Below are 20,572 nucleotides of genomic sequence, written 5' to 3' on the forward strand. Positions count from 1 at the left end.
GCATTACGACGTCGTGGTTATGGAGGATATTAACGCTAAGCAGCTCATTGGTGGGGCGAGTAGGGGGCTTAGGAGGAGCCTTCAAGATGCTGCCTTCGGCATGATGCGTACAGTAATAAAGTATCAGTTGGGGAAGTATGGGAAGGAGGCGGTTTTAGTGGATCCTAGGAATTCCTCGAAAACGTGTGCTAAGTGTGGTTATGTGAAGATGGATTTAACGTTGAGTGATAGGGTTTTTGAGTGCCCCAGGTGTGGTTGGAGGGCTGATAGGGACTATAATTCCTCTCTCAATCATTTGAGGCGTGCGGGGTGGGTGCCGCCCGTGGTGCCCGTGGAGCTCCGCCCACTACCCGTGGTTCACAACTACGGGCAAGGCGGGGCGGGGAAGCGGGAAGCCCCTTAAGGATGGGGTAGCTCACACTTGTTAAATATTGAAGCGGAACTCTGTAAATAATTCTGGAAGCAAGGAGGATGGGTGGCGGGAGCCAAAATTTAAAAGCTGCATAGCTCCACGCCCATCAAGGCCCCGGTAGTGTAGCCTGGTTAACACGCGAGCCTGTGGATGAATCCAACGGATAGCTTGAAAACCCGGGTTCAAATCCCGGCCGGGGCCCCAGAACTAATTCCCCATGTACCTCTTGCCCAACCTAGTCGCCGGCTCCCTCCAATCAGGCACGGGCGGAAACACCTCGTTCTCCGGCGCTGTCTTGACCTCCATGAGGGCTGGGCCGCTCATCGAGATGAAGCTCCTCACCTGGCTTAAATCACTGTTCCTCTCCGCCACCATTGCCTCCAATCCATAGGATCTAGCCACATCTGCGTACCTCACGTCGGCGAATTCCTCCGTGAGGGGCTTCCCGTACTTCGCTGCGCTGGCGGCATTGATCCAGCCGAAGGATGAGTTATTGAATAGAATTATCTTTAGATCGATGTTGAGCCTCCTAATTGTCTCCAGCTCGCCCGCATTGAATCCGAAGCTACCGTCACTGGTCAACACGAGCACCCTTGAGCCCCCTAGCCTGGCGCCAATGCCGGCGGGGAGCGCGAAGCCGAGGGCGCCAATCGGGTAATTATAGAGGAAGCGCCTGCCGGGCCTCCTTACCCGCATATAGGTGGATGTATATATGGCCCCCACGCCTGGATCAGCAGCTATTACCCAATCATCGCTCAAAGCATCCTCCAGCGCCTTAATTAATTGAAGTGGATTGACGCCTCCCTCCCCCTCCTCCCCAATTAGCGAGTAAGCCTTGGATAGGTAATTAAGCCTCTCCTGGATAATCGGCTTGCCGCGCCTCGAGACTCCCCTCTCCCTGGCCAACTCTATCATGCGCCTCAGCGTTAACTTGGCGTCCCCCATTAGGAATAGGTCGGTCCTATACATGTTGCCTAGATTGGCCTCGCTAATATCTATGTGAATAATGAGGGGACCATGGAGGGGCGGCACCCTCCAGTCCCAGGTATCCACGGAGNCCGCGTTAGTGCCGACCAGGAGAACTAGGTCAGCTTCCTGGACAATTGAGTTGGAGAAGGAGGTGCCGCCGCGACTGCCCACCACGCCCATGGCGTATGGGTGATCATCGGGGACAACGCCCTTGCCCGAAATTGTTGTGCCCACGGGCATGCCCATTAACTCGCTGAGTTCCTGAACCTCGCTCCACGCCTGGGAGAAGAGGACTCCCTGGCCGCACACCATTACTGGGCGCCTGCTCCCGGCAATCATTTGAATGGCCTCCAGGAGCTCATCATCGCTGGGCCTAAACCTAATGGAGGGGAACACGGAGAAGCGGGGCTGCGCATATGCCTCATCATCCGGCGCCTCCCCCTCCCACAAGTTGCTTGGAACAATTAGGATCACGGGGCCCGGGAAACCCGTTGTCGCCACCCTAAAGGCCCTCCTCAATAATCTGGGGAGAGAACCTGGACTCGATGCCTCTAGAACCTCCTTCGCGGCATCCATGAACATGGATCTCTTGGGGTACTCCGTCAATGTGTTGCTCCTCTCGCTTCCCTGGGGGGTATCGGATACTATGGCGATTATTGGGACTCCGGAGATCCTTGCCTCCACGAGGCCTGGGAGAGCCATTGAGGCGCCGACCCCAGGCAGCTCCACGACGCCGGGCCTCCACGTTGTTCTGGCGTAGCCGTCCGCCATTATCACGGCATTCCTCTCGTCCCTAGACATGACGTGCCTGAAGCTGGCTTCCCTCATGTCCAGGTAAAGAGGGAGCGCGGTCTCGCCGGGGAGCCCAAAGACATGCGTGACCCCGTACTCCCCAAGCATCTTCACCACGGCCTTGCTGGCCCTCATTTCCCCCACCCATAATGCTTCTCGGCGTATCGCCTAGTTATTACTCCATTCTCTATATCCCTCCTAATCGATTCGGGATCGCGTTGGGCGGGATCCCCGTATCCGCCGCCCCCAGCCGTGCGTATCTCCACGTAGTCCCCCTCCTCCAAGTCAAGCGTGACCTTGGTGTCGACCTTAATCCTCTTCCTCCCCCTCTTCACTATTACCTCCGTCGGGGCGCCGGGCCCGCCGCCCATTAATCCCCAGGGACTGTGCCTACCCCTATCCGCCAGCACCGTAACCGTCACGTGCCCGGATGCCACCATGTATGACCTAACTATGCCGGAGCCGCCCCTATACTTCCCGGGCCCTGAACTATTAACCCTGAACTCATACTTCCTCATGATGAGGGGGAGATTCCTCTCTATCTCCTCTATGGGGGTATTCATGGTGTTAGTCATGTTGGCGTGAATCCCATCCACTCCATCCATTCCAGCCCTCCCCCCCGAGCCCGACCCCAATGGTTTCATAGAAGGCCCAGGTCCTGCCTCCATGCATGCCCCCCATCATTACGTTATTCATTGAGCCGCCGCTGGCGGCGGGCACCTCGCTCGGCATTGCCTTACTCATGGCTAGGTAAAGGAGGTCCGCATTGCGTTGACTCGTCTCCACGTTTCCCCCAGCCACCGGCGCCGGGAACACTGGGTTCAGCACTGAGCCGCTTGGGGCCCTCACGTCGAATCGACTAAAGGCGCCGTGATTAAGCGGCACGTCTTCCCCCATTAATGTGCGGAAAACGAAGTGAACCCCGCTTATTGTTACGCCGAGTACTGCGTTGAGCGGCATGGGTACCTGGGGATCCGTTCCCTCGTAATCCACGGTGACCCTGTCCTCCCCAATGGTGACCCTAACCGAGAGCTTTATATCGCCTCCCCCGGGCTTTTCCAGGTAATCAACGGCATCATAGGTGCCCCTCGGCATTGATTGGAGCCTCTTGATGAACATTTCCTCGGCGTAGCTGAACGCGTCCTCATTGGCGTCCAGGAAGGCTTGGAGCCCATACCTATTAATCACCTCGAGAACCCTGCGCTCCCCAGTTATGTTGGCGGCGGCCTGCGCCTTTATGTCGCCCATACGCTCATAGGGATTCCTCGAGTTTGAGGCGAAGAGGCTTAGGACGTCTCTCTGGAACTCGTTTCCCCTCATTAAATTAATTGGGTTAATTATCAGGCCCTCCTCATATATGGTCTTGGCGTCGAACGATATGCTTCCAGGCACCTTCCCGCCCACGTCGGAGTGGTGAGCCTTATTCGCGGCGAAGGCCACTAATCGCCCCGAGTAATGTATTGGCCTAATCACGGTCACGTCGTTTAGGTGGGTCCCCGCTATGTATGGATTATTAACCACTATCATGCTTCCCTCCTCGAAACTCATTCCCTCCCTCTCCATGTAATCAATGGTGTTCCTCAACCCCCATGGAAGCGAGCCCAGGTGAACGGGTATGTGCTCCGCCTGCGCCAATAAGCGGCCCTCCGCATCAAATATGGCCGCGGAGTGATCCATCCTCTCCTTAATGTTGGGGGAGTAAGCCGAGTTCCTCAGCACTATCCCCATTTCCTCGCTGGCGTAGAAGAGGGTGCTCCTAATTATTTGGGCGGTGAATTTATCCATGCCCCTCACCTCCTCAACACGAGGTTTAAGTACTCATCCACCGCCCAGCGCCAACCCCCGTTAATCACTATGGTAGAGTCATAGCCCTCGATCACGGCGGGCCCCACCCCCTCCGAGCCCGGCGGCAACGTGTTTCTATCGTAAATGGGGGCCTCCCTGAATTCACCGCTAAAGTACGCGCGGCGCCTCGCCACGGGGCTAGCCTCGCTTCTCGACATGGCTCTCCTCACAAGATCTATCTTGGGCACCCTGGCCCTCGCCACTACCTTGGCCGCAACTATCTCCACGGGATCACTTGATGCGTAGCCGTACAGCTTCCTATGCGCCTCCTCGAATGCATCCCGTAGCCTCGACTTATTGGGGCCGTACTCTATGGTTATCTCGAATGATTGCCCCCTATACCTCATGTCCACTAACTCCTCCATCGAGACATCCCTGAAGCCCTCCATCCCCATCTCGCTTCGCGCCCTGTGCCTTAACTCGGCGAACACGTCCTCCACATTCCTATCCAGCACCGATGCCGTGAATATCCTGGTCACGTCCACCGTTAAGAGGCCATAGGCGGAGAAGAGGCCCGGGTGCTCCGGCACTATTATCTCCCTTATGCCCATCTCCTCGGCTAAGTCGCAGGCATGCACTGGCCCCGCGCCGCCGAACGCTATCATGGAGAAGTCCCTGGGGTCACGGCCCCGCTCCACGCTTATTATGGAGATCGCCTTACTCATGGAATTATTGATTAACCTAATGACTCCCTCCGCTGACTTAACGGCGTCGAGCCCCAGCTTCTCGCCAAGCCTCTCCCGAATCGCCTTCTCCGCCAAGTCCCTGTGAATCCTCATGGCGCCGCCCAGCAGGTACTCACCATTAAGTCGCCCCAGCACTATATTGGCGTCGGTGACCGTGGGCTCCGTGCCTCCCCTCCCATACGCCGCTGGACCCGGATCAGCCCCAGCGCTGCTTGGGCCCACCCTTAGGGAGCCGGCCTCATCTATCCACGCAATGGTGCCGCCCCCAGCGCTTACCTCGGCTAAGTCAATGAATGGGAACCTAACCGCGTACCCGCTTCCCTTTATTGNCCGCCCGCTATGCGTTTTCCCGGCTGCCTCGAATTCGTAAGCTACATCGGGCTTCCCATTCACCACTGCGCCGGCCTTGGCCGTGGTGCCTCCCATGTCGAACGTTATCACGTTGCTTATGCCTAGCTTTGAGGCGAGGAAGCTTGAGGCGAGGACCCCCGCCGATGGGCCTGACTCTATTATTGAGATGGGCATCCTGGATGCATAATCCACGGTGTTGAGGCCCCCATTGGAGGCCATCACGTAGAGGGGCGACTTTAACCCCATGCTCCGGATTCCCTGACTTAACTTGTCGAGGTACTTGGAGACTATTGGGGCTAGGACCGCATTGACCACGGTCGTGCTTGTTCGCTCATACTCCCTGTACTGGGGATCTATTTCGGAGGAGAGGAAGACGTAGCCCCCATACCCCTCCAAGTACTCCCCCACCTTGCGCTCATGCGCCGGGTTAATGTATGAGTTGAGGAGGGACACGGCGACCGTCTCAATGCCCTCCCGCTCAATGAAGCGCCTCACCCTCTTCAGGTCCCTCTCCGGAATCTCCTGCGCAATTGAGCCGTCCGATAATATTCTCCCCCCAATGGTTAAGCGGCGGCTCCTCGGGATTAGCGGCGGGGGCCTAGTGAATCTCAGGTTATATATCTCGGCCCTCCTCTGCCTACCTATCTCCAATACGTCCCTAAAGCCCTCATTAGTCACTAGGGCGGCCCGCGGCAAACCGCTGCGCGTTAGTAATGCATTGGTCGCGACCGTGGTGGCGTGATTGATTATCGCCACGTCGCTGTCCGCGAGTCCAAGCGACGCCAATGCGTTAATCACGGCTTCCTCGGGATCCCTCGGGGTGCTGGGGACCTTGAGGACCCTCACCTCCCCCGTCTCCGAGTTGAATAGGACAACATCGGTAAAGGTGCCCCCAATATCTATCCCAATATGGAACTTAGACATACAACTAAGTATTCCATTCATTTTAAAACATTATCAGTAAGGTATTTGCTAACCTACTTCCCAGCCCTGAGGGGAGAGACCCGTCCCGTCAATGGCGATGGAGTTGATCCGCATGGCTTGTGACCCGCATTATCCGTGTATGATATGGATAATACTTATGCGTTAATGATGATTTTCGCTTTAAATACTGATACGCATGGGTAGGCGTGATGCCTCTAGTAATTAAGGCGAGTCCCAGCGTTGCCTTGATTGAGTCTTGGGGCAGCGAGGAGAGGATTGCGAGCATGACTGACGTGATTTATAGGGGTGCAGGCCCAAATCACTCCATTAGTGGGGAGAAGGTGGTTAGGAGGATTAATTCCTTCCTGAGGGATGGACACCACTCCGTCCTTGAGTTCATGGGTGCCTCCTGGCTAGTGGAGTGCAGTAGGGCCTGCACGCATGAATTGATTAGGCATAGGGTGGCTAGTTACTGGCAGGAGAGCCAGAGGTACGTGGATTACGGGAGGGGGTGGGCCAGGGTGATTGCTCCCCAGGGACTGGAGGTTGGGGACGCTGGCTTCCCCCTCTATAATGAGTTGAGGAGTAGGGGCGTGGAGCCCGAGGACGCCAGGTACGTCCTCAGCAACGCCGCTGCGTCGAGGATCTGGGTTCAAATGAATGCTAGGGAATTCTTCATTAATTACCTACCCCTCAGGACCGGATTGGGCGCCTTCCACGAGATTCGCCTAATTAGTTGGTTAATGTTCAGCACAGTGATTCATAGGTTCCCCATAACGGCGATGTGGGCGTGGAGCCACGTCGTGGATCACCCAGATTACTGTAGGGGGCTGGAGGTTCAGGACAGGGCAGTGTGTAGGGAGAAATCAATTAAGGACGCCTTCGAGAAATGGGGAATGGAGGTGCCCGAGCCCCTCAAGAAACTGATGATGGGCTAAACGCCTTCATGTAGTTCAACGCCTAATTTCTCGGCCAATTCCTTGGTGCCGGGTCCAGTGTATGCCGCTATGATTATCAGCCTTGGCTTTGTGCCCTTCAGTTTCTCATATAGATCCCCCACCCTCTTGATCTCGGCCACATCGCTTCTATTGGCATTTGCCTTTATCTCTATGAGGAGGTGCTCCCCGTTCCGCACGGCTATGTCGACATCTATTATCGAGGGATGGCCATAGACAATGCCCTCCTCATCCTCTAGCTTTAACTTACTTACCCTACGTATGCCCAGCACATCCCTTAGAATTGCCCTCATGCCCCTCCTAAACGCCGACTCGCTGAGTATTCCCCACCTAGCCCCTATGGCGCTTATACGCCTATTCATGGAATCCATGCTCTGCTCCAGTGCAGTCACGCGGCTATCCAGCGTCTTTAATTGAGCAAATACCATTTCCCACTTCCTATCATTCTCCTCCCAACGCTTATCGTTCTCGGCCCAACGCCTAAAGTTCTCCTCCCACTTCCTATCATTCTCCTCCCAACGCTTATCGTTCTCGGCCCAACGCCTAAAGTTCTCCTCCCACTTCCTATCATTCTCCGAGAAAGCGGTTGTGGTGTTATTAATGTAGTTGTCCAGCTTCTCGATGTACTTATTGAATTCCTCCCTTAACTTCCTTAGGTCATTCAATATGGCGTCTAGGCCCAGGAGACCAGCTACGGCGTACCTGAACTCCTCGTCTTCCTGAATGGCCTTGAGGAGCCTCTTCTTCTCCTCATTGCTTAATGCGCCTGAGCTACTCATTACGCTATATTTCATGAATTAAAATATAAGCCTACCGGGGAATGGGAACTCAAATTCACGGCACTATTCATGTCGAGCGCCCAGTAAAGCATGTATCTCCTCTCTCTAATTAGGCCTAGGTGGGGAAAAGAGGAAATGAATGTGTTCGAATTTGATGAAGACGAGGAAACCATAAGTGAGCTACCCCGCCCTAAAGGGGCGAGGTTTGCCGTTAGTTTTATCAAGGTACTTAAGGCCCGGCATAGAGTTCTTCGCCTTAACTAGGGATGAATGGGAGGGAAACTCCCCATACATTAGGGAAATGAGGAAGGAAGCGAAAAGAATGGAGGAACTAGATGCATGAATTACCCCGTCCCTGCGGATGAGGCGTCCCCACACCACGGCTACTTCCTGCTCTCCAGGAATTACTGGTCGGGGAGGGGAATGCATGGTAAAACGAACGACAAGCCTCGCCCTTTGGCGGGGAGGAGGTCGGTGTAATAGGATGGAGTGGGTTATTGGCTGCTTTAGATTAGGTAGAAGAATATCTTGCTGATGGCCTTCTTTGCGTCTAGGCTGCATCCATTCTCCGCCTTCTCCAGGAGGTCGCTGTATAGTCTCCACTTTATGGCGCTGTTCGTGTTTGGGGATGCCCAGTAAAGTATGTACTCCCTCCCCATGTCGAGTTCGCCGCCCAGGCACTCGCTCATTATGAAGCCTAGGGACCCAATGGGGTCCTGCATGAATGCCACATATAGTAATTGCTCCTCCCCAATAATGCCCTCCTCCGCTTGCTTCACGTACTCCCTGCAGGTCTCCTCGTCGGGGGAGGCCTCACTGCATTGCTCCATGGCCTCGGCCGCGCTTAACTTACCCCTTAATAGGTTAATGGCGGGGGACACGAATCTAGGCATGAATTCCTCCCTGTACCGCGCCAGTTCCTTCTTGAATTCCTCCTCATTAATTGCGTCGAAGATCGCCATTAATCCAAGGGTTGGCGCGGATAGCTTGGGCTCCATTCTCACCTCCATCACTAGCCCGGGATCCGCGTCCATGCCTCCCACCGCGCGTGCGGCTAGGTAATTGGCGGCGACGAGTCGGTAAGTGCCTGTGCCTCTAGCCTCCTTTAGGAGCGCCTCCACCGATTCGTAGCTCAGGGCTCCCCTTACCGCGCCTAGTCTGAATCTCCATAACTCGCTCCTTACCGCGTCCTCGGTAAGGCCGAGGGCCCTGAATGCCTCCGCTGCCGCTTGGGCATCCGCATCGGCGTCCAGTACCTTGTCGAACCCTATCTCCGGCAGCAGCATTGATCTGAGGAGCAGGAGCCGAGCCTCCTCAATTCTTAACCTATTCATTAATGAGCCAAGGGATTCCCGCGTCGCCTCTAAGTAGTCGTGCGGCGCGTCGCTGCTTCTCAGGAGTCTCCTTACTGAGCGGAGCCCCTCCTCCACGTGGTTGAGGGCTAGCTCCGCCTGGTTAATGTTTGCCTCAGCTATTAGCCTCTCCACCAGTGCCCGCGCCAAGTGGCAGGCGGGATCCCTCTTCTCACATATCCTGTTTAGGGATGCCTCCACGGAGTCCATTTCCTCCTTATCCCCAAGTATTGAGGCCGCGAGCGCCTGTGCCTCTAGCGTTTGGGGAGTCACTTCCTTGATTCCCCTCAGGAGGAATAGGAGCCTCCGCGCCGTTTCCCTGTCTCCCCCATTCCTTAGTTTCAGCATTAACTCAATTACCTTATCGAGCTGCATAAGTGCCGAATGGAGCGGGGGGAATTAATAATCTACGGCTCACAGTAAAAAACGCTGGGGATAGGCCCCTTGGTTGGCATTCGCGCCTCAATGTCCTCATGACAAAACGGTGGGCGAACCCCGCTCCTTTAGGGCGGGGAGGAGGCCAATATAAACGCCCTCCCCTTTAGGGGAGCCATGAGGGGCTAGTTATTTCGCTCGTAATACTTAGGGTTGCTCATTTTCTTAAAGTATTTAAAGTGGGGGTTGCCGTTATTGTCCGGCAATGGTTGATGTAGAGGAGGGGAGGGCGGGGGATGTTCTGGGTTTGCTGCATCCCATGGTTCGCGAATTAATGGAGAGGCGGGGCATCATCGACTTAACTGAGCCTCAGCGCCGCGCCATTCCCCTAATAATGGGGGGGCGCAGCGTCCTCATCATTTCCCCAACTGGGAGCGGAAAGACGGAGGCAGCCATTCTTCCCGTGCTGTCCCAGTACCTATATGCGCGGGAGAGGGGCATGCTTCTTCCCGGCATTAATATTCTCTATATTACGCCCCTGAGGGCCCTTAATAGGGATTTACTGGATAGATTATCCTGGTGGGGCGATGAGTTGGGGATAAGCGTGGCGGTTAGGCATGGGGACACGGATCAAAGCGAGAGGAGCAGGCAGAGCAAGACTCCCCCTCAAATGTTGATCACGACCCCTGAGACCCTTCAATTAGTTCTAACGGGGAGGAGGCTGAGGGAGCACATTAAGGCTGTGCGTTGGATAATAGTGGACGAGGTTCATGAGTTGGCGGAGGACAAGAGGGGCACCCAGCTCTCCCTAACCCTCGAGGTGCTCAAATGGTTAATTGAAGCCCAGCCCCAGGTAATTGGGCTAAGCGCCACCATTGGATCCCCCAGGGAGGTGGCGGAGTTCCTCGTGGGCAGCGGCGACGTGGATATAGTGGATGCCTCAATGATGAGGCGCACCAAGATGAGCATAATTAGCCCCGCGGCGCCGCCTCCCCTCCACTCGATTCCAGCCGAGGTCAATGACTTGATGCATAGGGATGCATTGGGCAGATTGCTGCATGTCAAGCGATTGATCGATGAGGAGGGGGGCGCCACCATAGTCTTCGTGAACACTAGGTCCATGGCTGAGCTCCTCGCATTCCGCTTCACCCTTCTCGATCCTAATTACCCAATAGCGGTTCACCATAGTTCATTATCCAGAGTTTCGCGCGCGAATGCGGAGAGGCTGTTCAAGGGCGGTGACTTGAAGGCGATTATAGCCACCTCCAGCCTGGAGTTGGGGATAGATATTGGCCGCGTTAATCAGGTTATTCAGTACTTATCTCCCCATCAAGTCACTAGGCTCGTTCAGAGGATTGGGAGGAGCGGGCATAGGCTTGATAGGACGCCGAGGGGAGTCATAGTCGCGGAGGACCTTAATGATACTCTGGAGGCGCTCGCAATAATTGGGAGGGCGCGGCGCGGCTGGATTGAGCCCCTCACAGTTCCCGAGAAGCCCTTCGACGTATTGGTTCATCAATTAATTCTCCTATTGATGATTAGGAATAGGTGGAGCCTGGAGGAGGTTCACTCCATAATCGCCAAGTCGTATCCGTACAGGAACATCACGCTGGATGAGTTGAGGGGGGTCGTTCGATTCATGAGTGAGGCCCTGAACCCGAGGCTCCTGTACTACGTGGAGGGGGATGACGTGATCCTCAAGCCAAGCAGTCGAAGGGCGCGGATGGAGATGTATAGGTACTTCTTCGAGCAGCTCTCCATGATACCGGAGGAGCAGCAGTACATGGTTGTCAGGGAGGACACGGAGGAGCCCGTTGGGGTATTGGATGATGCATTCATAGCCGAGTATGGGCAGGTCGGGATCAAGTTCGTCTTTAGGGGAAGGGTGTGGCTTCTCTCTGGCTTGGATGGGGATAAGGTCTACGTGAGGCCCGTGGATGATCCGGTGGGCGCCATTCCCTCCTGGATAGGGGAGGAGATACCTGTCCCCCAGGAGATCGCCATGGATGTGGGGAGAATAAAGTCCAGAATAGTGGAGGCAATCAATAGAGGCGAGTCCCCCCAGGCGTTAGCGGATGAGTTGAGGATAGGGGAGGACGTGATTAGTTACGCCATGAACCTCATAAGGAGGCACCTCGAGGTGGCTCCGGTCCCGACCCATGAGGAGGTAGTGATAGAGCACGTGCGTGACTTAACAATAATTCACGCCCACTTCGGCACATTGATTAACCGCACCCTGGCCAGGATGTTGAGCGAATTAATAACGAGGGACACGGGTTACCCAGTTGCGGTGCAGCAGGATCCGTACTCAATAGTTATTCAGTTACCGCATAAAACCGATCCGGGGATAGTGCAGGCGGAACTAATGAAGCTCGCCGCGCTAGGCGATTCGGAGCTAATAGGGCTGCTGAGGAGCGTCGCGTTGAGGACGGGCCTCCTGAAGAGGAGGTTCATACATGTGGCTAGGAGATTCAATGTAATCCCAAGGAGGAGGAATTGGGGCGACATAAACATGAGCAGCGTCATTGAGGCCTTGAGGGAGACCCCCGTATTCACGGAGGCATTCAAGGAGTTCCTAACCAATGATGTGGATCTAGATGGGGCTGCCAAGGTCCTCGCAAGCCTCAGGGCCGGTAAGTTACGGGTAAGAACCATTGACTTGCCTCAACCCAGTCCCCTTGCCCAGGAGATCATTGAAAAGATAAGCCATAAAATGGAGATAATAGCCCCGGAGAAGCTGGATAAATTAGTGCTGGAGAGCGTGAAGACCAGGCTCCTCAATGAGTCGCTCACCCTGGCTTGCATCGACTGTGGCCACGTCTCCCTAGCCCGGGTAAGGGACATAAGGGATGTGAAGTGCCCCAAGTGCGGCTCCCCAAGGCTTGGGGCGCTGAGGCTGGAGGAGGAGAGAGCCATTGACTTGGTGGCCAGGGTAAGGGAGGGACGGGTAAGGAAGGACGACAAGAAGCATGCGGAGGCCCTCGAGGAAAGCGCTAATCTAGTGGAGAAACACGGTTGGCGCGCCCTCCTGGTCCTCGCCTCTAGGCTGCCCATGAGCACGGCCAAGGAGCTGCTCGAGAAGCAGATCAATGATATTGATGAATTGGCCGCAATGATCTACCAAGCCGAGCGGGAATACATGAGGCGCAGGTTCCTAGCCTAGCCGTTTGTCCCCGCGCTTTCATTTTATCTTCGTTGGGGATTGGGCGTGACTTGGCCCTCGACCGCCCCATGGGCCATGGCCTTCGAGCCCAACGGCGCGGAGCCCGCATCCTCGACACCCTTGGGCAATGCACACGTCGGCGAGAGAGGCCTTGCCGATAATTATTGCACATAAGGGGTTCCATTGCCATGAAATGGGGGATTCGCGGCCTTCCCGCCTTGAAGGGGGCTCATCGCCTCCTTAATCCCATCCTTTATGACCCTACCCTTCTGAACCTAGCCACATCCATCTTCATCCTCTCTGTGATAAAACGAACGGCAAACCTCGCCCTTCAGGGCGGGGAGGAGGTCAGCTCGATACAAACATCATCATTGCTTACTGCTTTCTGCGGGATAATAACCACCGAAATGCCGATAATCTTGTGACAAAGTTACAAGAGCTGGGTGTTAAGGAGCTCTACCACTCTCCTCTCACCCTTGTGTCTACTCATACGTATCTAGGAATGCTGATATTCTCGATATTCCTGAAGAACTTAGAGAGCTCATTGGGACTAAGGAACAGAGAGTGCGTGTAATTGCTGAATACTGTCTTTCAGGTCTTTCGAGTTTAACAACATCAGTGTTTATTTCCGATACCGAGGGCTTGATAAAGATAAATTTAANTATAAATAATCTATCAAATGTGAGGATCTTTCATAAATTCGCTGAAGCGCTGAGACTTGCCCCTGAACTGCAGCTACCATCACTAGACCTCCTACACATAATCTACGCCAGGCAAGTTCCTGAATGTATCAAGTACTTTGTAACATTAGATAAAGCCATTATAGGTAAAGCTGAGAGCATAAAGAATGCATTGGGAATCGAGGTTATAACCGCACCGCCTCAAGGCCCCGAAGAAACACGGCAACAAAAGTAATGTCCCCTCCTTACCCTAAAGGGTGGGGCTTGGCCGTTATCGGGGGTTAAGCGAACTTATTTTACGTTTCTAAACATTGTAATTGCATGAGGCTAATGTGCTCTAAACAGTATTGATAACATCATCAATATTCATTGTATTCCGGATTCCAATATAACTAAACCCAATAATAAGAAATCTTAAAATACACCTAAATGCATCTTTTATAGGCCTGAGGATCCTGTACTTATGGTAAGTATGGTAAGGGGTTAGTTAAGTGGGGCTTGCCATGAGGATTGGGCGAGGCCCCCATCGTTCTTGGGGATCGCGATGTAGTTCGTGGTGATGGGTTGTTTTTACTGGGTTGGTTGGGGCACGGCTATTTCCGCTTTCTTGGTTTCGCTGGGCCTCGTGGGGTACCTGATTACCTTGAGCTTCATTACCTCGGCTTTCCTGAGGGGGTAAACTTTTCTGCCGGCATCCATTAGACTGATGGATAGTTTGCCCATTGCTGTATCCCTTACTAGGGTGGCGAAGTCCGCGTTGGCGGTGATCTCGCTTAGCTTGGAGCTTATGGCTGCCCTGATTCCCCTCTTCCTGCTCGTGCTGCATCTATACGTGGTGACCGCGAGCACCTCGAAGCGGAGGACAGCGCCGTCGCTCGTGGTGACGTCCTGAATGGCCATTACCTTGCTTGAGCCCCTCCTCACGAGGCTCCTTATATAGTCCCTCGCTAGCTCCATTTCCTTGAATCTAGTGAAGGCCCTATCCCCCTCTACCCTATCTATCTGGAACGTTAACTTAATGGTTAGGTGGGATAAGTCCTTAGTTATGTCGAATAGCGTGACGCCTATTGTCCTATTAAGTAATTTACTGGCTTCCTCCGCCGGCGCCTCCCCAACCGGGACCTCGTTGAATATGGTTGGCGAGTAGACTGGGTACCAATTCTTGAATGCCCACTTCCCCAATGCTGACTTCTGGGCGCTTTGCTGCGACATTGAGAAAACGGGGTTGGGCTCGCTTAATAAATCTTAACGTGGAGCCAGTGTTTTGCCCTGTTCCCCTTAAATACCTCCCCAACGCCGTGAATGCATGACCGCCNTCGAGGTGCCTCCCATTGAGGTTAGGGGAGTTGAGTTGCCGAGGGGGGAAACCGCCATAATAGTGGTGGATATGCAGAANGANTTCGTGAGGAGGGAGGGGAAGCTCTACGTTCCATCCGCGGAATCCACCGTGAAGCCCATTATCGAGTTGCTGNATAGGGCTAGGTCTCTTGGTGTTCGGGTGATNTATACGCAGGACTGGCACATGAGGAATGACCCGGAGTTCAGGATATGGGGCGAGCATGCCCTGGCCGGGACCTGGGGCGCGGAGATCATTGAGGAGTTGAGGCCGTTGCCCGATGACTTCATCGTGAGGAAGCTGAGGTATGATGCGTTCTTCGGGACGTCGCTGGATTATTTTCTCCGAGTGAATGGGTTGAGGAACCTGGTTATCGTGGGCACTGTGGCTAACATATGCGTGCTCCACACGGCCGGCTCCGCTGCATTGAATTGGTATAACGTGGTGCTGCCCATGGATGGCGTCTCCGCATTAACCGATTTCGACCTATATTCAACGCTTCGTCAAGTATCATTCCTATATAAGGGAACAATAACTAGAACCACGGATATAAAATTCACTTAGATAATAGTTGAATTATTTGGTTATGTTTTCATATTAATTCAAATTCATCATAATTATCTAAACATACTATCGTTGATGTACTACGAGCGTTACTAGGGAAATACTTATAAACAATTATTGGAGTTAATCACTATGATAACGATAATAGGTGCCGGCAGGGTGGGCGCCTCGACCGCCTACTCCCTCCTAATGAATGAGGTCGACACGGAAATAACCCTCATAGACATCGTGCAGGGCCTGCCCCAGGGGGAAGCCCTTGACTTGAACCACGCCGCGGCGATCCTCGGCAAATCGGTTACCGTGAGGGGCAGCAATGATTATAAGGACATGGAGGGAAGCGACATAGTCATAATCACGGCCGGCCTCGCCAGGAAGCCCGGAATGACTAGGGAGCAATTGGCCGCGCAAAACGCTGAGATAGTGGCGGGCATAGCCGATCAAGTCAAGAAGTACGCCCCCAACTCGATAGTTATGCTGACCACGAATCCATCCGATGTAATGGTTTACGTCCTATACAAGCGCCTGGGATTCCCAAGGGAGAGGGTAATAGGGTTCAGCGGCGCCCTGGACACGAGGAGACTGGCCTACTACGCCAGCCAAATAATCGGGGTCTCCCCAAGCACCATAATACCCGTGGTTCTTGGGCAGCACGGGGAGAACATGTACCCGGTCCCCGAGGCATCAATGGTGTATGGGAAGCCGCTCAGCGAGTTCCTAACCAAGGAGCAAATGGATGAGATAGTCAAGAAGACGATACAGGCCGGGGCCGATATCACTAACTTGAGGAAATTCAGCAGCAACTGGGGCCCGGGAGCCGGATTGACGATAATGGCGGACGCGATAAAGAAGGATAGAAAAACAGTGATAGAGGCAAGCGTGTACCTAAACGGGGAGTACGGCGTGAGGGACGTCTTCGTGGAGGTCCCAGTGGTCTTCGGCAAGAAGGGAGCCGAGAAAATAATAGAACTAAACCTGAACCAAGAACAAAGGCAGAAATTCCTGGCAAGCGTGGAGGCAGTGAAGAACAACCTAAAAACGGTCCCACCCCAATACCTCTAATCAAAAAAGCCCCTCCTCTTTGCCCCCATACTTTCATCCTCATCGCTTCATGGCTGGCGGCTAAGGGCCGCTCGTCCAGCGGTAGTGCCCTTGCCGGGTTGGTCTCGTACCCTGGGAATCTAGATTTCCGCAACTCTCCCTCCTTCTTCGCCCCCGCCCCGCCGACGTTAAAGTCCTGTGACAGCCATTAGGGCTTCCATTAACTGAGCCATGACAAAACGAATAATAAGTCTTGCCCCTTCCAATGTGGCTTTTTCAAAATCCCTGAGGATTGCCTTAACGGCAACTGGCTCAGCCTTCTTCGCCGCCGTGTTTGATGATGGGAATGATGGGAAACCCAAGTTTCCCTTATGGGGAATTACGATTCGGTTAGGGAGTTGGTGGGGGCTTTCAAGGTCTTAGCGTCCCTCATGGTGGCCCTGGATGGGCCAATAGCAAGGCTAAGTAAGCACTGGTTTGTATTAAACGTATTGAGGGTGGGTTCGGTTTTACGAAGTTTATATCTCGCCTCTAATCAACTCAGGTGGCTTATACTTAATGTTGTTGATTATTAACACGGACAGGGCCGCTAAGATGGTTACCCACGCCAGTGTTCCAGCCACAACCTGCCACGCCGGCACTGTTGATGGAGCTATGAAGTAGCCATTACTATTAGAATTGATCATAAGTTCTGTGGGCACTCCATTAGAACCCGTGTACGCGCTTACCATGAGGCCTAGTAGGCCTACGAATGGTACTAGGGGCATTGCGGCCTTAGGTATGGAACCGTACAGGTATAGGAAGTAGAATATGAAGAACAGGTACATTGGTATGAAGGCGATTCTGGTTATGTGCTTGGGTAGCCTTAGGGCTAGTAGGAAAACTAGGAACATTAGGGCAGACATGAATACTGCATTAAGTGCAATGACACCCACAAAGCCTAACGCATCGACTGCGCTGGCGGGTAGTAGTGAGCCTACTGATACGTGAACCCCATTGTAATTAAACCCACTCCACATGATGGGTATTGCCATGGCTATGACTATTGCAGCTAATATGAGCGTCACTGCTACCATGGCTATGTAGTATGAGGCCAAGTACTTCAATGGCTTAAGTCTACCAAACCTAATGAAGTAGGGTATGGCGCCTGTACTGTACGCAAGCATGTATAGGTAACCCACCATTAAACCTGTGGGCATATAAACTGATGCAAAGGTAAGCCAATCAGCCATGTACTGCCTGGCAGCATCAATAACGCCGTACTGTATATTACCCCCTCTGGTTAAAATATACGCAGCTAGGATTATCCAAAACAAGCTAAAGAACACGCCCCAGTACCACACATTCTTATTAGCCAGGGATGCCCTAAGTACCAGGTATCTAATGAAGCCCATCGTTAATCACCCTAATAGGCCATACAACCTATTTAAGCTACCCAGCTCACCAAATTTAACCCCGCCGCCCTTCACTATTGAGTACGTCTTCCCACTAATACTAACAGTTAATAATGCACCCTGTGCCTCGCCCTCAACTATGCCGGATTCAAGTAGGTCACCAACCTTAACTGGTCCGTATAATCTACCTTCTAGCATTAAATACGCATTAAGCGCTTTGAAGGCCCCTAGTACGTCTAATTCATGTGTCACTATTATGCCTTCCTCACCGTACTCAAGTAACATGCTAATTACTACACTCCTCCTGGCTGAGTCAACGTTTTCGAAGGGTTCATCGATTAATATCACCCTGGGCCTTGAGGATAATGCTAGGGCTAGCCTAACCATGGCTGATTGACCGGCCGATAGGGCAAAGACCGGCTTCCTGAGAATCTCCCTGACGTTTATGTTCAGCCTCCTCATGATCCCCATGAACTCGTTCCTATCGATGCCCTTAAAGTCCTCGAGTATCTCAATCAAGCCATCCACAAGGTAGCCTATGTTGTATATCTCGGGTAGGTTACTTGAGACCTCAAGTAACTCCTTCGCCTCATTAACCTCCACGCTGTTCATCCTTATGCTACCCTCATACGGTATTAGCCCCGCCATAGTCCTAAGCAGCGTCGTTTTGCCGCTGCCATTAGGGCCGAGCAGCACTGCCTTACCCTTAACCTCCATTTTATCCACGTGAACCGTGAAGGCGCTCGCCGAGCGATCCCCGACGCTTACCTTAACATTACTTAACTCGATCATTGAGGCAACTTGCCCAGCGGGGTTTAAGCCATTATTGGTTGTTCACTTATTGAACAGCCCTAAGTCTTTTAAAGGTGAATCTTGAAGTAGTTTAGGGATTGATGTCCAGTGATGTGCATGAGTTATTAAGGGTTAGCAATGTCACGGTTAGGAGGGTATTGTCGAGGGAGCTTAGGAAGGCTATGGGGCTTTACTACCTGCTGTGGGGCACGTACCCGATAGCCATTGCCGCACTCTACACCATCTCATACGAATTCAGTGTAATTGAAAGTGTGCTCTCACTCAGGGTGTTCTCACTGCCTATGATGTTCATAATAATGATGGCCATTGCTATGATTTACGCATTCCTATCGCGCAGGTTTTTCTCGATGGCGTATAGGGTTTCTAGGTCACCCATAATAGTAAATAGGCGTGGAAGGTATTGGTTAAGGTGGGTAATAACCAGCATCATTATGGTCACTACCATTGCCGTATACCCAATTTTAGTCGGGTTAGGTAATGTGTACAATGCGTACATTGAGTATATACCAGCCGTGGTATATGCAACGCTTGTGGCGTTTACTAACGCGACCTTCTTTANATCTGGATTTATAAGGGCTAGGTATTATGACTACTTAGCTAATGCATCATTCATCATACTATTTCCACTATCCTTAATCTACTACTTCGGCTATTACATACTTTCCCTGNTTTGGATTTATGCTGGCGCTAGGTCGCTGCTTGAGGTGATTAGTGGTGGATGAGGTTGATGAGTTGATTAGGATGCTTAAGGATGAAGCACTATCCAGTGGTGTGAGGCTCGGCATACTGATAGCCCTATATTACATTGATGGCTACGTGACCTTCGCAGACCTTCAGAGGGACCTTGACATACCTAAGAGCTCCCTGCACCAGCACCTCAGTATGCTACAGGAGAATGGCTTGGTGGAATTTAAGAGGGGCATAACGCCCCTCGGCGTTAGGACCGTGGTTAAGATAACCAATAAGGGGAAGGGCATAGTTAGTAGGTACCTGGAGCTTGTGAGGGCGCTTAGATAGGTATTAAACCCGTCCTTATTCGCCTGTTTAATGGGGTTCCTCAGTTGGTGAGGCTGCGGCATTCACTCTGACCTCCTCCCCGCCCTAAAGGATGAGGCTTGTCACTCATTTTGTCAATGACATTGATTGGTGTTTTCATGACTGGTTCAAAGACCTCTTAACTTAACGCTAGCCCTCACCACGGCTAGGGCTGAGCCAAGCGCCATCAGCGATGGGCCGGCGCCACTAAGGGCATTGGTTGATGTGGCTTGACTGACTTTGANCTCATTAAGTGAAGCAATTCCCAGGTATTGAGGCGTACCTCATCTTCCTCAATGCCGCCGCGGTTAGTAGTGCAATGGTTAGGGCCGTGTTGCTGGAGACGACTGGGATTAGCTTGATCCCCCATGGAGTGTAGTTCAGCATTAAGCCAATCAGCGGCACGACGGCTAGGCTTAGGCCTATTGATAGGGCTAGCCTCTCGAGGGGGGCCATCTCGTCGCCCCTTGGGTATAGGGCCTCCACCATTGAGTAACCAGGCATGAATAGGACGCTTATTGCGCCCAGTAGGTACCTAATGGGGATCAGGGGCCCGCCCTTAACCAGCATTACGACGATCAGCGAGGCTAGGGTTATGGCCAAGGTGATCCAGTACCAAACCCCATCAACGCTGGCCAGGAACATGACTGCGTTTTCGGGCGGCTCATGCTCAATGCTCAACTCGCCCCTCTTCCACATTAGGTAAACCTCATAGGCGACCCGGCTCTTGGGTAAACCGGTCTCCCTTGAGACNGCCTCCACCAATTGATTAACCGTCGTGCATTTACCCCTCGATACAGCGGCCCTAATCGGGCTGTGTAAGTCTTTATCCACATCAACCACCCGTCGCGTTCACCCGGAGTTGAACGTACTCGCCCGTGTAGGTTAGGGTTAGGTTGAGCGGGTCGTACATCCATAGTTCGCCGACAAGCCTGAAATCGCCGGTCTCATTAAGCCTAAGGCTCAACGGCGCCACCCAAGTCTCGTTGCTCAGGAGGACCCTTTGATAGGTTAATAGTGGGTTGCCCGGCAGCGGCGGTGGAGTCGTGTCGTTGGTTACGTATATGTAGACCACGAACCAAATGGGCCTATTCATGTGGTTGTAGAC

The 20,572-nt window shown here is 53.1% G+C and carries 17 protein-coding genes, 1 tRNA gene and 2 pseudogenes; 10 read left to right on the plus strand and 10 right to left on the minus strand.

Annotation, left to right across the window (positions count from 1 at the left end; translation table 11 throughout):
- Together AT710_04745 and AT710_04750 are read left to right on the plus strand one after the other, a co-directional pair.
- Window positions 1-403: pseudogene (locus AT710_04745) on the plus strand.
- 120 nt (window positions 404-523) lie between these two features.
- A tRNA-His gene (locus tag AT710_04750) sits at window positions 524-616 on the plus strand.
- Window positions 617-619: 3 nt separating this feature from the next.
- On the opposite strand, the gene AT710_04755 is transcribed toward AT710_04750, so the two are convergent.
- The 3 genes and pseudogenes from AT710_04755 to AT710_04765 form a co-directional block, all read right to left on the minus strand.
- On the minus strand, window positions 620-2,317 hold the full coding sequence (locus AT710_04755) for a hypothetical protein (protein ID KUO92045.1): 1,698 nt from the start codon (window positions 2,315-2,317) through the stop codon (window positions 620-622).
- Window positions 2,305-3,958 (minus strand): annotated as a pseudogene (locus AT710_04760) (hypothetical protein). The gene AT710_04755 and the pseudogene AT710_04760 overlap by 13 nt, the downstream one beginning before the upstream one ends.
- Window positions 3,959-3,963: 5 nt before the next feature.
- The gene (locus tag AT710_04765; protein ID KUO92046.1) at window positions 3,964-5,979 is read right to left on the minus strand and encodes a hypothetical protein; all 2,016 of its coding nucleotides are present in this window, start codon (window positions 5,977-5,979) and stop codon (window positions 3,964-3,966) included.
- A gap of 209 nt (window positions 5,980-6,188) precedes the next feature.
- On the opposite strand from AT710_04765, the gene AT710_04770 reads away from it, so the two are divergent.
- Entirely contained in the window at window positions 6,189-6,917 is a 729-nt protein-coding gene (locus AT710_04770) for a thymidylate synthase (protein KUO92047.1), read from the plus strand.
- Here AT710_04770 and AT710_04775 read toward each other — a convergent pair.
- Together AT710_04775 and AT710_04780 are read right to left on the minus strand one after the other, a co-directional pair.
- Window positions 6,914-7,729 (minus strand): hypothetical protein, encoded by an 816-nt coding sequence (locus AT710_04775; protein ID KUO92048.1) that lies wholly within the window; start codon window positions 7,727-7,729, stop codon window positions 6,914-6,916. The genes AT710_04770 and AT710_04775 overlap by 4 nt on opposite strands.
- A gap of 491 nt (window positions 7,730-8,220) precedes the next feature.
- On the minus strand, window positions 8,221-9,441 hold the full coding sequence (locus AT710_04780) for a hypothetical protein (protein KUO92049.1): 1,221 nt from the start codon (window positions 9,439-9,441) through the stop codon (window positions 8,221-8,223).
- A gap of 265 nt (window positions 9,442-9,706) precedes the next feature.
- Here AT710_04780 and AT710_04785 point away from each other — a divergent pair, with 265 nt between their 5' ends.
- The 3 genes from AT710_04785 (at window position 9,707) to AT710_04795 (ending at window position 13,519) form a co-directional block, all read left to right on the plus strand.
- Window positions 9,707-12,604: an ATP-dependent helicase gene (locus tag AT710_04785; protein KUO92050.1), complete on the plus strand. Its 2,898-nt coding sequence runs from the start codon at window positions 9,707-9,709 to the stop codon at window positions 12,602-12,604.
- A gap of 188 nt (window positions 12,605-12,792) precedes the next feature.
- Complete coding sequence (locus AT710_04790; protein KUO92051.1) at window positions 12,793-13,029, plus strand: hypothetical protein; 237 nt, start codon at window positions 12,793-12,795, stop codon at window positions 13,027-13,029.
- 256 nt (window positions 13,030-13,285) lie between these two features.
- Window positions 13,286-13,519: a hypothetical protein gene (locus AT710_04795; GenBank protein KUO92052.1), complete on the plus strand. Its 234-nt coding sequence runs from the start codon at window positions 13,286-13,288 to the stop codon at window positions 13,517-13,519.
- A gap of 335 nt (window positions 13,520-13,854) precedes the next feature.
- Here the strand turns inward: AT710_04795 and AT710_04800 are convergent, their stop codons facing one another.
- Window positions 13,855-14,496 carry a 30S ribosomal protein S3Ae gene (locus tag AT710_04800; protein KUO92053.1) on the minus strand — a complete coding sequence of 214 codons (642 nt, stop codon included), beginning with the start codon at window positions 14,494-14,496 and terminating at the stop codon, window positions 13,855-13,857.
- A gap of 94 nt (window positions 14,497-14,590) precedes the next feature.
- Here AT710_04800 and AT710_04805 point away from each other — a divergent pair, with 94 nt between their 5' ends.
- Window positions 14,591-15,184, plus strand: coding sequence for an isochorismatase (locus tag AT710_04805; protein ID KUO92054.1), 594 nt, complete (start codon window positions 14,591-14,593; stop codon window positions 15,182-15,184).
- A 132-nt stretch (window positions 15,185-15,316) separates the two neighbouring features.
- Complete coding sequence (locus AT710_04810; GenBank protein KUO92055.1) at window positions 15,317-16,243, plus strand: malate dehydrogenase; 927 nt, start codon at window positions 15,317-15,319, stop codon at window positions 16,241-16,243.
- 497 nt (window positions 16,244-16,740) lie between these two features.
- Here AT710_04810 and AT710_04815 read toward each other — a convergent pair whose 3' ends face one another.
- Both AT710_04815 and AT710_04820 read right to left on the minus strand, forming a co-directional pair.
- The gene (locus tag AT710_04815; GenBank protein KUO92056.1) at window positions 16,741-17,616 is read right to left on the minus strand and encodes a hypothetical protein; all 876 of its coding nucleotides are present in this window, start codon (window positions 17,614-17,616) and stop codon (window positions 16,741-16,743) included.
- A gap of 6 nt (window positions 17,617-17,622) precedes the next feature.
- Window positions 17,623-18,408: an ABC transporter gene (locus AT710_04820; protein KUO92057.1), complete on the minus strand. Its 786-nt coding sequence runs from the start codon at window positions 18,406-18,408 to the stop codon at window positions 17,623-17,625.
- A 101-nt stretch (window positions 18,409-18,509) separates the two neighbouring features.
- On the opposite strand from AT710_04820, the gene AT710_04825 reads away from it, so the two are divergent.
- Both AT710_04825 and AT710_04830 read left to right on the plus strand, forming a co-directional pair.
- Window positions 18,510-19,151 carry a hypothetical protein gene (locus tag AT710_04825; protein KUO92058.1) on the plus strand — a complete coding sequence of 214 codons (642 nt, stop codon included), beginning with the start codon at window positions 18,510-18,512 and terminating at the stop codon, window positions 19,149-19,151.
- Entirely contained in the window at window positions 19,144-19,446 is a 303-nt protein-coding gene (locus tag AT710_04830) for an ArsR family transcriptional regulator (GenBank protein ID KUO92061.1), read from the plus strand. The genes AT710_04825 and AT710_04830 overlap by 8 nt, the downstream gene beginning before the upstream one ends.
- A gap of 267 nt (window positions 19,447-19,713) precedes the next feature.
- Here AT710_04830 and AT710_04835 read toward each other — a convergent pair whose 3' ends face one another.
- Window positions 19,714-20,307, minus strand: a complete 594-nt coding sequence (locus tag AT710_04835) for a hypothetical protein (GenBank protein KUO92059.1) — start codon at window positions 20,305-20,307, stop codon at window positions 19,714-19,716.
- Window positions 20,300-20,560, minus strand: a complete 261-nt coding sequence (locus AT710_04840; protein ID KUO92060.1) for a hypothetical protein — start codon at window positions 20,558-20,560, stop codon at window positions 20,300-20,302. Before AT710_04840 ends, AT710_04835 begins: the two co-directional genes overlap by 8 nt.
- Window positions 20,561-20,572: the final 12 nt, after the last annotated feature.

It is taken from the genome of Thermocladium sp. ECH_B (assembly GCA_001516585.1).
GTDB lineage: Archaea > Thermoproteota > Thermoprotei > Thermoproteales > Thermocladiaceae > Thermocladium.